Source organism: Amycolatopsis speibonae (genome assembly GCF_042647925.1).
Taxonomy (GTDB): domain Bacteria; phylum Actinomycetota; class Actinomycetes; order Mycobacteriales; family Pseudonocardiaceae; genus Amycolatopsis; species Amycolatopsis speibonae.
Genome location: NZ_JBHRWK010000092.1, coordinates 54,486 through 71,505, shown reverse-complemented (window position 1 = coordinate 71,505; position 17,020 = coordinate 54,486). Strand labels below are relative to the sequence as shown.

Genomic DNA, 17,020 nt, shown 5'->3' with positions numbered 1-17,020 from the left:
AATCAGGAATTGCCGTCGAGCGCGATCTTCACCAGGTTGTCGAGATCCATCGAGTCGAGGAGATCCCCGTCCCCCGACTGGTCCGGCGAATCCGGGTCCGCCAGCCCGGCCAGCCGCAGCAACGTGCCACTGAGCCCGGCTTCCCGCAGCGCGGCCGGCGAGATCAGGGCCAGCGCACGGCGAAGCCGCCCGTCCTCGTCGGACTCGTCCTCGTCCCCGGCTATCTCCGCGGCCAGGTGCGCGACGAGCGCGTCCGGGCTCGGGTGGTCGAACACGGTGCTGGCCGGCAACGGGACCCCGGCCGCGGCGGCGAGCCTGTCCCGCAGCTCCACCGCGGTGACCGAGTCCAGCCCGAGGTCGCGGAACGGACGCGCGGGACCGATGTCGCCGCCGCCCGGCAGCTGGAGCACCGCCGCGGTCTCGGCGCAGACCAGGTCGAGCAGGGTGCGCCGGAGTTCGGCCGGGCTCATCCCGGCCAGCTCGTCCCGCCGCCCCGGCTCCGCGACCGCGGCCGGTCCGGTGGCGGCCTCCGGCAGCGTGTCGAACAGCCGGGCAGGCCGGGCCGAGGTGAACACCGGCAGGAATCGTGACCAGTCGACGTCGGCGATGGTCACCGCGGCGTCCCCGGCGCCGACCGCCCCGGCCAGCGCGAGGAGCGCCCGTTCGGGCGCCAGCCCCGCCAGCCCGAGCCGCCGCAGCTGTTCACCGCCCTCGCCGTCGGCCATGCCCCCTTCGGCCCAGGGGCCCCACGCGATCGCGGTCCCCGGAAGCCCGTCGGCGCGTCGCTGCTCGATCACCGCGTCGAGCGCGGCGTTGGCGGCCGAGTAGCCGCTTTGCCCGGCGCTGCCCCAGATCCCGGCGATGGAGGAGAACACGACGAACGCGTCGAGGTCCCGGTCGCGGGTGAGTTCGTGCAGGTGGACCGCACCGGCGACCTTGCCTTCGAGTACCTCGGCGAATTCGGCCGCCGAGGTCTCGCCCAGCGGCGCCGAACGGGACACCCCGGCCGCGTGCACCACCGAATCCGGCCCGGCGGGCAGGCTCTGGAGCAGGGCGGCGACGGCGTCGCGGTCGGCCACGTCGCAGGCGGCGACCGTGACCTCGGCGCCGAGTCCGCGCAGTTCCTCGGCGAGGTCCCCGGCACCGGGCGCGTCGGCGCCCCGCCTGCTGGTCAGCACCAGGTGGCCGACGCCGTTGCGCGCCGCCCATCGAGCCACCCGCGCGCCCAGCGCGCCGGTGCCACCGGTGATCAGGACCGTGCCCGACGGCCGCCAAGCCGTGGCTCCCGCCGGTTTCACGGACCGGACGAGCCGCCGGGCGAACGTCCCGGTGGACCGCACGGCCACCTGGTCTTCGTCCCCGGCGAGCACGTCGAGTACCCGCTCGGCGGCACGGTCGTCACAGTCGGCAGGAAGGTCGACGAGACCACCCCACCTGTCGGGCAGCTCCAGCCCGGCCACGCGGCCAAGGCCCCAGGCCTGTGCCTGCGCGGGGTCGGCGAGCCTGTCGCCGCCGCCGGTGGTCACCGCTCCCTGGGTGAGCAGCCACAGCGGCGCGTCGAGCCCGGCCGTGCCGAGCGCTTGGATCAGGGCGAGGGCTTCCGTCGCCGCGTGCGCGCCCGCGGGCAGCAAGGCGGCGACACCGGTGTACTCGCTTCCCCAGTGGCCGGGGTCCGACGGCAGCGGAAGGGTCCGGACCTCGGCGCCGAGTGCCCGGCTCACCGCTTCGGCGGCCGGGTGGCCGTCGGCGGGCACCAGCAGCAGCCAGGAACCGGCGACTCCCCCTGCCCGCCGTTCGGGCAGCCGTTGCCAGCTCACGCGATACCGCAGTCCGTCCACAACGGACTCGTCGCGCTGCTGTCGCCGCCACGCCGCCATCGCCGGGAGCACCGCGCTGAGCGGCTGGTCCACGTCGAGGCCTTCCGCCAAGGAGCCGAGGTCTTGGCGTTCCACCGCCGCCCAGAACCGGCTGTCCACTTCGGACGATTGTTCCTGCGGAGTGGTGGCCGGGGCGTCGAGCCAGTAACGCTGCCGCTGGAAGGCGTAGGTCGGCAAGTCGACCCGGTTGGCCGGGCCGAAGTACGCGGCCCAGTCGACCTCCCCGCCGCTCGCCCACACCTTTCCCAGCGCACCGAGCGCCGCGCGCGACTCGTCACGCTCGCCGCGCAGCACCGAGGCGAAAGCGGCCTCGGTCCCCTGCTCCGGCAGGCACTCACGGGCCATCGCGGAAAGCACCCCGTCCGGCCCGAGCTCCAGCCAGGTCGTCACCCCGGCACCGGCGAGAAGGCTGACGCCGTCGACGAACCGGACGGCCTGGCGGACGTGCGCGGTCCAGTACGCGGGCTCTGACAGGCCCGTGGCGAGCTCACCGGTCACGTTCGAAACGATCGGGATCCGCGGTTCCGCGAAGGTCAGCCCGCCGAGGACCTCGGCGAACTCCGCGAGCATCGGCTCCATCAAAGCCGAGTGGAACGCGTGGCTGACGGCCAGCCGCTTGGTCCGGCGGCCTTGCGCGGTGAAGCCGTCCGCCACCGCGAGCACCGCGGCTTCGGCACCGGAGATCACCACCGAACGCGGCCCGTTGACCGCGGCGACGTCCACCGCGTCCGCTACGGCTTTCAGCTGCACCAGCACTTCGTCCTCGGTGGCCTCGACGGCCATCATCGCGCCACCGGACGGCAGTGCCTGCATCAGCGACCCGCGAGCCGCGACGAGCGTGGCGGCGTCCGCGAGCGAAAACACGCCGGCGACGTGCGCGGCGGCGATCTCCCCGATGGAGTGCCCCAGCAGGAAGTCCGGGCGGACGCCCCAGGACTCGACCAGCCGGAACAACGCGACCTCGACCGCGAACAGCGCCGCCTGGGTGAAGCAGGTCTGGTCGAGCAGATCCGGTTCGGCTTCGAGCACCGACCGCAGCGACCGGCCGAGCTTCGGGTCGAGTTCCGCACAGACGGCGTCGAAGGCTTCGGTGAACACCGGGAACTCGCGGTACAGCTGCGAGCCCATTCCCTGACGCTGAGCACCCTGGCCGGTGAAGAGGAAGGCCAGCTTGCCGGTGCTCGCGGTCCCTTCCACCACGCCTGCCAGTGCTTCCCCCGCCGCCACCGCGCCGAGTCCGGCGGCCGCGCTCGCGGGGTCCTCGGCGAGCACCACCGCGCGGTGTTCGTGAGCGGCGCGGGAAGCGGCGAGCGACCAGCCTAGGTCGACCGCGTTCGGGGCCGTGCCGGTGAGGACACGGGCCCGGAGCCTGCCCGCCTGGGCCCGCAGCGCGGGCACCGACTTGGCCGAGAGCACCCACGGCACCAGCGGCCGGTCCGCCGTCACCGCGGCGGGCGGCGCTTCCGGTGCTTCTTCGAGGACGGTGTGCGCGTTGGTCCCGCTGATCCCGAACGAGGAGACCGCCGCCCGGCGCGGGGTCCCGTTCCGGGTCCACGGCTGGGCTTCGGTGAGCAGTTCCACCGCGCCCGCCGACCAGTCCACATGCGGTGACGCCTGGTCCGCGTGCAGTGTCTTCGGCAGCACCCCGTGCCGCATCGCCATGACCATCTTGATGATGCCCGCGACGCCCGCCGCGGCCTGGGTGTGCCCGAGGTTCGACTTGACCGAACCCAGCCACAGCGGCCGTTCGCGGTCCTGCCCGTAGGCGGCCAGCAGGGCCTGCGCCTCGATCGGGTCGCCCAGCGAGGTCCCGGTGCCGTGTGCCTCCACGACGTCCACATCGGACGGTGCGAGGCCGGCCCCGGCCAGCGCCGCCTTGATCACCCGCTGCTGCGAGGGACCGTTGGGCGCGGTCAGCCCGTTGGACGCGCCGTCGGAGTTGACCGCGCTGCCGCGCACGATCGCGAGTACGGAGTGTCCGTGCCGCCGGGCGTCGGAAAGCCGCTCGACGACCAGCATTCCGGCACCTTCGCCCCAGCTCGTGCCGTCGGCGTCGGCCGAGAACGGCTTGCAGCGCCCGTTCGCGGCCAGCCCGCGCTGGCGGCTGAAGTCGATGAAGGCCGCGGGGGTGGCCATCACGGTCACGCCACCGGCCAACGCCAAATCGCATTCGCCGGTGCGGAGGGACTGCATGGCCAGATGCAAGGCCACCAGCGAAGACGAGCACGCGGTGTCCACGGTGACGGCGGGGCCTTCCAGCCCGAGGGTGTAGGCGATGCGACCGGACACGATGGACGCCGCGTTGCCGGTCAGCGCGTGTGCCTCGGTCTCCGCCGACGCGTTCTGCAGGACGCTGGCGTAGTCCTGGCCCATCGTCCCGGCGAAGACGCCGGTGGCGGTGCCGCGCAGGGCGGTGGCGTCCAGTCCGGCGCGTTCGAAGGCCTCCCACGCGATCTCCAGCAGCAGCCGCTGCTGGGGGTCCATCGCCAGCGCCTCGCGGGGCGAGATGCCGAAGAAGCCGGAATCGAACTCCGTGGCGTCGTGCAGGAACCCGCCTTCGACGGTGTAGGTCGTGCCCTCGTGGGCGGGGTCCGGGTGGTACAGCGCCTTGGCGTCCCAGCCGCGGTCGGCCGGGAACTCCGAAATCGCGTCGCGGCCCTGGAGCAGCAGGTCCCAGAACTCCTCCGGCGAGTTCGCCCCGCCGGGGAAACGGCAGGCCATGCCGACGATGACGATCGGGTCGTCCGTGACCGCCTGCCGCCGCACCGGTGCGGCGGCAGCGGGGGCGGGCTGCGCGCCGAGCAGTTCGGTGCGCAGGTACGTCCCGAGCACCGCCGGGCTGGGGTAGTCGAAGATCAGCGTGGCCGGCAGTTTCGCGCCGATCGCGGAAGCCAGCCGGTTGCGCAGTTCGACCGAGGTCAGTGAGTCGAAACCGAGGTCCTTGAACGCCTGCAACGGTTCGATGCGGTCCGCCGAGGCATACCCGAGCACGATCGCCGCGTTGGCCCGCACGAGGTCGGTGAGCCGCTTGTCCTGCTCCGCCGGGGAGAGCCCGGAAAGCTCGTGCGTCAGGGAACCACCGTCGCCCACCTTGCCCGAGGCCGCGCGCCGGGCGGACGGCCGGGCGAGTCCCCGGAGCAGTGCCGGTACGGCCGTGTCCCGCAGGGAGGCCGGGTCGAGCGGTGCGGGGACCAGCAGTGACGCGGCTCGCGCACGGGCGGCGTCGAACAGTGCCAGCCCCTGTTCCGGACGGATCGCGGCGCTGCCGGACCGGGCGGTGCGGGCGCGGTCGGCGACACCGAGGGTCGCCCCCATGCCGCCGTTTTCCTGCTCCCACAGGCCCCACGCCAACGACAACCCCGGCAAACCGTGTGCCCGGCGGTGAGCGGCCAGAGCATCCAGGAAGACATTCGCCGCCGAGTAGTTCGCCTGACCCGAGTTGCCGAACACCCCCGATGCCGACGAGAACACCACGAACTCGGCCAGATCGCTGTCTTTCGTCAACTCGTGAAGATTCCATGCCGCGTCCGCCTTCGGACGCAACACCCCGGCGACACGGTCGGCAGTCAACGACTCCACCACACCGTCGTCCAGCACACCGGCGGTGTGCACCACCGCCGTCAAGTCCACAGTGGACAGGACCTCGGCCAACGCGTCACGATCCGCCACGTCACACGCGACCACCGACACCTCGGCACCCAAACCGGTCAGCTCATCGACCAACTCGTCCGCACCAGGAGCCGCCACACCACGACGACTCACCAGCAACAACTTCCGCGCACCCTGACCAACCAAGTGCCGAGCCACGAGCGCACCCAGATTCCCGGTACCACCGGTGATCAACACCGTCCCCGCCGGATCAAGCGGCTGCGGCACACTGAGCACGACCTTGCCCACATGCTTCGCCTGCGACATGAACCGGAACGCCTCCGGCGCCTGCCGCACATCCCACACCCGAGAAGGCAACGGCGACAACGCGCCAGCCTCGAACAACCCGACCAGCTCGGTCAACATCTCACCGATCCGCACCGGACCGGCCTCGATCAGATCAAACGCCCGATAGACAACACCGGGGAACTCGACAGCGACCTCGCCCGGCTCACGGACATCCGTCTTGCCCATCTCCACGAAGCGGCCGCCGCGCGGCAACAACCGCAGCGACGCGTCGACGAACTCGCCAGCCAACGCGTCGAGCACCACATCCACACCACGACCATCAGACGCAGCCAGGAAACTCGCCTCGAAGCCAGTGTCCCGCGACGATGCCAGATGGTCATCGGCCACGCCCAGCGCGCGAACCGCGTCCCACTTGGCAGCACTCGCCGTCGCGAAAACCTCGGCACCCCAATGCCGGGCCAGTTGCACCGCGGCCATGCCCACGCCGCCGGCAGCCGCGTGCACCAGCACCGCGTCCCCCGACTCGACCTCGGCCAGATCACGCAGAGCGTAGAACGCCGTGAGGAAGACCAGCGGCACCGAAGCTGCGTCCACAAAGGACCACTCGCGTGGGATCCGCGCCAACATCCGGGAGTCGGCCACCGCCACCGGGCCGAAGGACGCCGAGATCAGGCCGAGCACCCTGTCGCCCGGCGCCAGTCCGGTGACCTTCGCACCGACCTCCAGCACCACCCCGGCGCCTTCCATGCCCATCAGACCGGCGTCGCCGGGATACATGCCCAGCGCGTTCAGCACGTCACGGAAGTTCACCCCCGCGGCCCGCATGGCGACGCGCACTTCGAGCTCGCCCAACGGTTCCCGCGCGGCAGGCCAAGGCAGCAGGCTGAGGTTCCCCAGCGTGCCCTTGCCGACGCTGTCGAGGCGCCAGGGCCCGTCCGCGGGCGCCGCCAGCTCGGCGGTCCGGGAGACGCGGGCAAGGCGTGGCACGAAAAGCTCACCGCCCCGCACCGCGATCTCCGGCTCACCGGTGAGCGACAGTGCCAGCCCGAGGGACCGCGGGTCTTCGTCGACGTCCACCACCAGCACGCGGCCGGGATGCTCGGACTGGACACTGCGCAGCAGGCCGTGGACCGCGGCGGCGGGGAGGTCAGAGGCGTCCTCGCCCGCACTCGTCGCGACCGCGCCGCGCGTGCGGATCACCAGCAGCGAGTCATCGAAAGCCTTGTCGCGCAACCACTCTTGGACGAGTGCGAGCGTCGACGAAGTCAGTTCACCCGCGGCCGCGCCGTCGGCCGCACAGTCGACCACCACGATCGGGGGCACTTCGCCGTTCAGCTCGGAGAGGTTCGCGAGCACCGTCGCCTCGGTGTCCACGGCAGGTCCGGCCGGGAGCGCGACCCAGTCGACCGTCCACAGGGTGTCCGCCGGGATCGCCGAGTCCCGTATCGAATCCGCGGTCACCGCGCGCAGGGCCAGCGAGCCGATCTCGGCGACCGGTACCCCTTCGGCATCGGCGACCAGCACCGACACCGCGTCCGGCCCGGCCGGGCTGAGCTTGACCCGCACGGCCGTGGCCGAGGTGGCGTGCAGCGCCACGTCACTCCACACGAACGGCAGGAAACCCGCACTCGCGTCGGAGACGAACCCGCCGAACCCGATGCCGTGCAACGCGGCGTCGAGCAGCGCGGGGTGCAGACCGCACCGGGCCGCCTCGGAATGCTCTTCCGACGGCAGCTCGACCTCGGTGTAGACGTCGTCCCCGAGCGTCCACACGGCACGCAGGCCACGGAAGGCCGGGCCGTAGCGGAAGCCCTCGCCGAAACTTTCGTAGAACTCACCGAGTCCGGCCGGTACCGCGCCGGGCGGCGGCCATTCGGTCAGCGCGCCCGGCTGCCCTGTCGGCGGCTCGGCGACCAGCGTGCCGATGGCGTGCTGAGTCCACTCCTCCCCGTCGGAGTCGCGACGGGAGTAGATCGCGATTTCCCGGCCCGCCCCTTCGTCGGCCGGGCGCAGGACCACCTGGAGCCGTATTCCGCCGGTCTCCGGCAGGACGAGCGGCGCCGACAACGTGAGTTCGGCGAGGCGGTCGTATCCGGTCCGTTTCCCGGCCTGCAGCGCCAGTTCGACGAACGCGGTCCCCGGCAGGAGCACCCTGTCTTGGACGACGTGGTCGGCCAGCCAGCCGTGGGTGGCCAGCGCGAGGCGTCCGGTGAGAACCAGTTCGCCGTCCGCGACCTCCACCGCCGCCCCGAGCAGCGGATGGTCGGCGCTGCCGAGCCCGGCCGCCGTGAGATCGCCGTGCCCGCCCATGCCCTTCGGCCAGAAGTGCTCGTGCTGGAAGGCGTAGGTGGGCAGCTCGACCCGGTTGCCGGTGAGCAGCGCGGTCCAGTCCACCGCGATCCCGCGGGTGTGCACCGCGCCCACCATGCCCAGCGCCGAACGCACTTCGGGCCGGTCCGCGCGCAGCACCGGCACGAACAGGCTTTCCGTGTCGGGCAGGGCCCGCTGGGCGAGTCCGCTCAACACGCCGTCGGGGCCCAGTTCGACGAAGGTGGTCACGCCCTGGGCGGCCAGTTCCCCCACGCCGTCGGCGAACCGCACCGCGGCGCGGACGTGCTCCAGCCAGTACCCGGGTGAGGCGAGTCCGGTGGCGACGGCCCCCGTCACGGTGGACACCAGCGGGATCGCCGGTTCGTGGTAGGTCAGGGTGGCGAGTACTTCGGCGAACCCGGCGAGCATGGGCTCCATCAACGGCGAGTGGAACGCGTGGCTGACCGCGAGCCGCTTCGTCTTGCGGCCCTTGGCCGCGAACTCCGCAGCGATCCGGCTCACCACGTCCTCGGCGCCCGAGAGGACCACAGAATCGGGACCGTTCACCGCGGCGACCCCGAACTCGCCGTCCGGTTCGAACTCGTCCTCGGTCGCTTCGATCGCCACCATCGCCCCGCCGTCGGGCAGCGCCTGCATCAGCCGTCCGCGGGCGGTGATCAGTTTGCCCGCGTCCGCCAAGGAAAACACGCCCGCCACATGGGCCGCCGCGACCTCGCCGATCGAATGCCCCAGCAGGAAGTCGGCCCGGAGCCCCCAGGACTCGGCCAGCCGGTACAGCGCGACCTCGATCGCGAACAGGGCGGGCTGGGAGAACTCCGTCCGGTTCAACGCTTCGGCGTCGCCTGCCACGACCTCACGCAGCCCCGAAGGCAAGTGGGCGCAGGCGGCGTCGTACGCCTCGGCGAACACCGGGAACTCCGCGTACAGCTCCCGTCCCATGGCCACCCGCTGGGCGCCCTGTCCGCTGAACAGGAACGCGAGCTTGCCCCGCACGGGCGTCCCGGTCACGACGGTGGCCGAAGACTCGCCGTCGGCCAGCGCGGTCAGCGACCGCAGCAATTCGCCCTTGTCCTCGCCCAGCAAGACCGCTCGGTGCTCCAGCGAGGCCCGGGTCGTCGCCAGTGAGAACGCGACATCGGCCACGTCCGCCGGAGAGTCCACAAAGGAGCGCAGACGCCCTGCCTGCGCTCGCAGCGCGTCACCGGTCTTCGCCGAGAGAACCCAGGGCAGCACCGACGGTGCGGCGGCCTGACGGGTCGGAGCCTCGTCGGGTGCCTGTTCGATGATGGTGTGCGCGTTGGTCCCGCTGATCCCGAACGAGGAGATCCCCGCCCGTCGCGGACGCCCGGCCGACGGCCAGGTCCTGGCCTCGGTGAGCAGCTCCACCGCCCCGGCCGACCAGTCGACCTGCGACGAGGGCGAGTCCACGTGCAACGACTTCGGCAGGACACCGTGCCGCATCGCCAGCACCATCTTGATCACGCCCGCGACTCCGGCCGCGGCCTGGGTGTGCCCCAGGTTCGACTTCACCGATCCCAGCCACAACGGCTCTTCCCGGTCCTGGCCGTAGGTCGCCAGCAGCGCCTGTGCCTCGATCGGGTCGCCCAGCGCGGTGCCCGTGCCGTGCGCCTCGACAACGTCCACATCGGACGGTGAAAGGCCGGCGCTCGCCAGCGCCGCCCGGATGACACGCTGCTGAGAAGGACCGTTCGGCGCGGTCAAGCCGTTCGACGCGCCGTCGGAATTCACCGCGCTGCCCCGCACCACCGCGAGCACGGGGTGACCGAGCCGCCGGGCGTCCGACAACCGTTCCACCAGCAGCATTCCGGCGCCCTCGCCCCAGCCCGTGCCGTCCGCGCCCTCGGCGAAGGGCTTGCACCGGCCGTCGGCGGCGAGACCGCGCTGACGGCTGAATTCGACGAACGTCGCCGGGGTGGCCATCACCGTGACGCCACCGGCCAGTGCGAGATCGCATTCGCCCTGCCGGAGCGACTGGGCCGCCAAGTGCAACGCGACCAGCGAGGACGAGCAAGCGGTGTCGACGGTGACCGCGGGGCCTTCCAGACCCAGGACGTAGGCGATCCGGCCCGAGACCACCGCGCCCGCCGTCCCGGTGAGGACGTGCATCTCCGTTTCCGCCGGCGCGTTCTTCAGCACGTTCGCGTAGTCGGACCCGCCCGCACCGGCGAACACGCCGGTGGCGGAACCGCGCAAGGACAGGGGGTCGACACCCGCCCTTTCCAGCGCCTCCCAAGAAGTCTCCAGCAACAGTCGCTGCTGCGGGTCCATCGCGAGCGCTTCACGCGGGGAAATCCCGAAAAACGCGGGGTCGAAGTCGGCGGCGCCGGCCACGAAGCCGCCGTCGACGGTGTACATCGTCCCTGCTTTGTCCGGGTCGGCGTCGTAGAGCCGGTCGATGTCCCAGCCGCGGTCGGCGGGCATGGGACCGATCGCGTCGGCGCCGTCCTCCAGCAGCCGCCACAGCCCGTCCGGCCCGTCGATGCCGCCCGGCAGGCGGCAGGCCATGCCGACGATGGCGATCGGTTCGTCGGTCACCCCGGCGGTGGCGCGGGCCGGTGCGGCGGTTCCCGCGGCGCCGCCACGCAACTCCTCGTCGAGGAACCGGCCGAGCACGATCGGCGCCGGATAGTCGAAGACCAGGGTCGCCGGCAGCTTCAGCCCGGTCGCGGCACCGAGCCGGTTGCGCAGTTCGATCGCGGTCAGCGAGTCGAAACCGAGTTCCTTGAACGCGCGCCCGGGGTCGACGCTGTCGGCCGAACGGTGGGCGAGCACCACCGCGGCCTCGGCGCGGACCAGGTCCACCAGCGCCTGTTCACGGTCCACTTCGGACAGTCCGGCCAGCCGCCGGACGAGTTCACCGCCCTGTGCCGTCGCCGCGGCCGAGGCGGTCCGCCGGAAACCGGCGGACACCAGGCCGCGCAGCAGCACCGGGAGCGTGCCCGCGCGGGCCTCGGCACGGAGTGCGGCCATGTCGAGTGGCGCGGGCACGAGCGTCGCGTGGGGACCACCGCGGCCGACGTCGAACAACGCGAGCCCCTGCTCGCTCGACAGGGCCGTGCTGCCGCCGCGTTCCAGCCGGGCGCGGTCGGTCTCACCGAGTCCCGCGGTCATCCCGCTGGCTTCCGCCCACAGCCCCCACGCCAGCGAAGCGGCGGGCAGGCCGGTGGCGCGGCGCTGCTCGGCCAGCGCGTCGAGGCAGGCGTTGGCCGCCGCGTAGGCGCCCTGCCCCGGGCTGCCGAAAACCCCGGCACCGGAGGAAAAGAGCACGAATTCGGCGAGGTCGAGGTGCTGGGTCAGCCGGTGCAGCACGAGGGCCGCGTCCGCCTTGGGCCGCAGCACCGCGGTGAGCCTGTCGTCGTCGAGCGACGGGATGATCCCGTCGTCGAGGACTCCCGCCGCGTGGACCACGGCGGTGAGCGGGTGCCCGGCCGGGATCTCCGCCAGGAGCGCGCCCAGCTGGTCGGCGTCCGCGACGTCGCACGCCGCGATCCGGACTTTTGCGCCGAGCTCGGTCAGCTCCGCTTCCAACGCGGGGGCGCGGCCGGTGCGGCTCACCAGCAGCAGACGCCGCACGCCGTGCTCGGTGACCAGATGCCGGGCGACCAGCCCGCCGAGGGTGCCGGTGCCACCGGTGATCAGGACGGTGCCCTGCTCGTCGAGCGGGCGCGGCACCGTGAGCACGACCTTGCCGATGTGCTTGGCCTGGGAAACGAACCGGAACGCCTCCGCGCCCCGGCGGACGTCCCAGGTGCGGATCGGCAGGAAGTCGAGCGCGCCCCCGTCGAACAGGGCCAGCACCTCTTCCAGCATCTCGCCGATCCGCCGCGGACCGGCGTCGCCGAGGTCGAATGCCTGGTACCGCACGCCTTCGTGCGCGGCGGCGACCGCTTCGGGTTCGCGGACGTCGGTCTTGCCCATCTCCAGGAACCGGCCACCGCGCGGCTGCAGGCGCAGCGACGCGTCGACGAACTCGTTCGCGAGCGCGTTCAGGACGACGTCCACCCCGCGGCCGCCGGTGGTCGCGAGGAACTTGTCCGCGAACTCGAGGTCCCGGGAAGAGGCGAGGTGGTCGTCGTCGAGGCCGAGACCCCGCAGAACCGGCTGCTTGGCGGCGCTCGCGGTGCCGAAGACCTCGATGCCCCAGTGCCGCGCCAGCTGCACGGCGGCCATGCCGACGCCGCCCGCCGCCGCGTGCACCAGCAGCGACTCCCCCGCGCGCAGACCGGCGAGGTCCCGCAGCGCGTAGAAGGCGGTGAGGAACACGACAGGGACCGAAGCCGCTTCGGTGAAGCTCCAGTGCTCGGGCATGCGCACGACCGTGCGGGCGTCGGTGACCGCGAGCGGGCCGAAACCGCCGGGCAGCAGCCCGAGCACCCGGTCGCCGACCGCGAGCCCGGTGACCGCCGAGCCGAGTTCGGTGACGACCCCGGCGCCTTCGACGCCGATGAGCCCGGCGTCACCGGGGTACATGCCGAGCGCGTTGAGCACGTCACGGAAGTTCAGGCCCGCCGCGCGGACCGAAACCCGGACCTCCCCCGGCGCCAGCGGCGCGGCGGCCTCGGGGCAGGGCAGCAGCGCGAGCTCGGCCAGGGTGGTCTTCCGGCGGCTCTCCAGCCGCCACGGACCGGGCGGCGGCACGGCCACCGGCTCGGCCCTGACCAGCCTCGCGCCGAGCAACTTCCCGTCGCGGACAGCCACCTCGGGTTCGCCGGAGGACAACGCGGCCACGACGGACGCGTGCCCGTCGTCCGCGTCGATCTGCACGACCCGGCCGGGGTTCTCCTCCCGGACCGACCGCAGCAGTCCCCAGACGGCCGCGGCGGCGGGCTCCGGCGCGGCGTCCTCGCCGGTGGTCACCGCCTTGCCGGTGAGCAGAACGAACCGGGTGTCCCCCAGCGCTTCCTCGGCGAGCCAATCCTGGACCAGCCGCAGCATCCGGCCGACCTGTCCGGCGAGGTCCGCCGTCGTCGCGGTGAACGGGACCACCGCGTAGCCGGGCAGCTCGTCCCGGGCCGCCAGTTCCGCGAAACCGGTGAAGTCGTCGCCGAACACGGCGACGGACGACCGCGCGTCCCCTGCGGGAATCGGGTGCCAGTCCAGCCGGAACAGGCTGTCGCGATACCGGTCGGACGGCGCGTCGACGGCGAGCGGGCGCAGGGTGAGAGAGCCGATCTCGGCGACCGGTTCGCCGGCTCCGTCCGCGACCAGCACGGCGACGGCGTCGGTCCCGGCCGGGCTCAGCCGGACCCGCAGCGAGGCGGCGGCCACCGCGTGGACCACGACATCGGTCCAGGCGAAGGGGAGTTTGCCCGCGGTGCCACCGGGGATCAGGTCGCCGAACGCGAGCGCGTGCAGCGCGGCGTCCAGCAGGGCCGGATGGACCGCGAACCGGTCCGCGTCAACCTTGGCTTCGGACGGCAGTTCGACCTCGGCGAACACCTCGTCGCCAAGCCGCCAGACGGCCCGCAGCCCCTGGAACGGAGGCTCATAGGCGAATCCCTGGCGCGCGGCGTCCGCGTAGAAGTCGCCGAGCTCGACAGGCTCGGCGTCCGGCGGAGGCCAGGCGGCGAGGGTGTCGGCAGTCCGACGGGGGCCGGAGCTGAGGAAGCCCGCCGCGTGACGGGTCCATGCGGCGTCCGGATCGTCCTCGGGCTGGGAGTACAGGCCGAGTTCGCGGCGTCCGCGCTCGTCCCGGCCGCCGATCGACACCTGCAGCCGGGTGCCGCCGGTCTCCGGCAGGTAGAGCGGTGCCTCGATGATCAGCTCGTCGACCTGGTCGCAGCCCGCCCGGTCGCCTGCCTGGACGGCGAGTTCCACGAACGCGGTGCCGGGCACCAGTACCCGCCCGTGCACCGCGTGCCCGGCGAGCCAGGGATGGGTGGCGAGCGACAGGCGTCCGGTGAGGACGGTCTCCTCCCCTGCGGCGAGTTCGATCACGGCACCGAGCAGCGGATGCTCGGTCGCGGCGAGCCCGAGCCCGGTCGCGGCGGACCGCCCGGCCGCGGGCGGGGCGTCGAACCAGTACCGGTCGTGCTGGAAGGCATAGGTGGGCAGCCCGATCCGGCGCCCGCTGACCAGCGCGGTCCAGTTCACCGGCACGCCACGGGTGTGCAATGCGGCCAGCGCGCCCGCCGCGCTGCGGACCTCGGGCCGGTCGGCCCGCAGGAACGGCGCGAACAGGGCCTCGGTATCGGGAAGGCAACCATGCGCCAGCCCGCTCAGCACCCCGTCGGGTCCGATCTCGGCGAACCGGGTCACGCCCTGTGCGGCCAACGTTCGTACGCCGTCGGCGAAACGCACCGCCTGACGAACGTGATCCAGCCAATACCGCGGTGACGCCAAGTCTGCGGCCAGCCCACCGGACACAGTGGACACGAGGGGAATCACCGGTGCGTTGAACGTGATCCCGGTGAGGACTTCAGCGAACTCGGCGAGCATCGGCTCCATCAACGGCGAATGGAACGCATGACTCACCTCAAGCCGCTTCGTCTTACGACCCCTGGCCGCGAACTCCCCCGCAAGACCGACAACCACGGACTCGACCCCGGAGATCACCACCGAGTTCGGACCGTTCACCGCCGCGATCCCAAAATCACCGTCAGGCTCGAACTCGTCCTCCGTCGCCTCGATCGCGACCATCACGCCACCCTCGGGCAACGCCTGCATCAAACGACCACGAGCCGACACCAGCTTGCCCGCATCCTCCAGAGAGAACACCCCAGCCACATGCGCAGCCGCGATCTCACCGATCGAATGACCCAACAGGAAGTCAGGACGCACACCCCACGACTCGACAAGCCGATAAAGCGCAACCTCAAGCGCGAACAACGCAGGCTGCGCGAACTCAGTCCGGCCAAGATCACCCAACGGCGGCAGGAACTCAGCCGCCGCATCAAAAGCCTCAGCGAAAACAGGGAACTCCGCATACAGCTCCGCACCCATACCGGCACGCTGAGAACCCTGACCAGCGAACAGGAACGCGGTCTTGCCGCGCGTCGCGACACCGGTCACCACATCCGGTGACGTCGTCCCGTCGGCCAGGGCCGTGATCGCGGCGAGGAGGTCGTCGTGGCCTTCGCCCAGTACGACCGCTCGGTGTTCCAGGAACGACCGGGTGGTCGCCAGCGAGAACGCCACGTCGGCGACGTCCGCCGACGGGCCGACGGCCTGCCTCAGCAGTCCGGCCTGGTCCCGCAGCGCCTCCGGCGTTTTGGCCGAAAGCACCCATGGAACCACCGCCGGGGTGCTCGGCGAGAGCTCCGCGGGCTCGGCCTCCGGCGCCTGTTCGAGCACGACGTGGGCGTTGGTCCCGCTCATGCCGAACGACGAGACACCGGCGCGGCGGGGCTGCCCGGTCTCCGGCCAAGGCCTGGCTTCGGTCAGCACCGAGACCGCGCCCTCGGTCCAGTCCACTCGGGACGTCGGCGCGCTGACGTGCAGTGTCTTCGGCAGCACACCGTGCCGCATGGCCATGATCATCTTGATCACGCCCGCGGCCCCGGCGGCCGCCTGTGTGTGGCCGATGTTGGACTTCACCGAGCCGAGCCACAGCGGTTCCGCCCGCTCCTGCCCGTACGCCGCGATCAGCGCCTGCGCCTCGATCGGGTCGCCGAGGGAGGTGCCCGTGCCGTGTGCCTCGACAGCGTCCACATCGGACGGTTCGAGACCGGCGCTGTCGAGCGCGGCGCGGATTACCCGCTGCTGGGAAGGGCCGTTGGGGGCGGTGAGCCCGCTGCTGGCGCCGTCGGAGTTGACCGCGGTGCCGCGGACCACGGCGAGCACGGTGTGCCCGTTGCGCCTGGCGTCGGAGAGCCGTTCCACCAGGAACATGCCGACGCCTTCACTCATGCTGGTGCCGTCGGCGCCTTCACCGAACGCCTTGCAGCGCGCGTCGGTGGCGAGCCCGCGCTGGCGGCTGAAATCCTGGAACGTCGCCGGGCTGGGCATGACGGTGACCCCGCCCGCCAGTGCCAGATCGCATTCGCCCGCCCGCAGCGCACGGACCGCCAGGTGCAGCGTGACCAGCGACGAGGAGCACGCGGTGTCCACGGTCAGGGTGGGGCCTTCGAGGCCGAGGGTGTAGGCGATCCGGCCGGAGGCCATGCTGCCGACGTTGCCGTTGCCGACGTAACCCTCGAGGTCGGCGGGGAGTTCGGCGCCGGAGAACCGGCTCAGGTAGTCGAAGTAGGCGACGCCGGAGAAGACGCCGGTCCGGCTGCCGCGCAGTGACGCGGGCACGATCCCGGCGTGTTCGAGCACCTCCCAGGAAACCTCGAGCAGCAGCCGCTGCTGGGGGTCCATCGCCAGCGCCTCACGCGGCGAGATACCGAAGAACCCGGCGTCGAAATCAGCGGCGCCGGGCAGGAACCCGCCTTCGCGGACGTAGGCGGTGCCCGGCCGGTCGGGGTCCGGGTCGTAGAGCGCCTCGAGATCCCAGCCTCGATCGGCGGGGAAGGGGCCGATCGCGTCACCACCGGCGCGGACCAGCTCCCAGAGGTCCTCGGCGGAGCGCACCTCGCCGGGGAAACGGCAGCCGATGCCCACGATCGCGATCGGCTCGTTCTCCGCCTCTTCGGCCGACTGCAGCCGCTGGCGCGTTTGCGCCAGCTCCGCGGTCACACGTTTGAGGTAGTCCCGAAGCTTCTGCTCATTGCTCACTCAACACCACCTCTTCACGACGGACCACCCACGCGCGCGGCCCGCGCGAATACCCCGCAGCCTGACCGCGTCCGCGGGAATCCGCGAAACAAAGAATTGCCCGTACACGCACGTTTCCCCAGAATTCCCGCTGAGAATATTTGCGCCAAGGAAGGACCGACAACCCCTAAGCGCCCCCTAGCACCTCGCGGTGGAGCCGGTGTAGTGAAGGCCTCCTTCCCTACTCTCAAGGTAGG

At 72.1% G+C, this 17,020-nt stretch carries 1 protein-coding gene; it reads right to left on the bottom strand.

Features of this window, described 5'->3' with window-relative positions:
* Nucleotides 1-2 precede the first annotated feature (2 nt).
* Entirely contained in the window at nucleotides 3-16,784 is a 16,782-nt protein-coding gene (locus ACFOSH_RS39060; RefSeq protein WP_449224208.1) for a type I polyketide synthase, read from the bottom strand.
* Nucleotides 16,785-17,020: the final 236 nt, after the last annotated feature.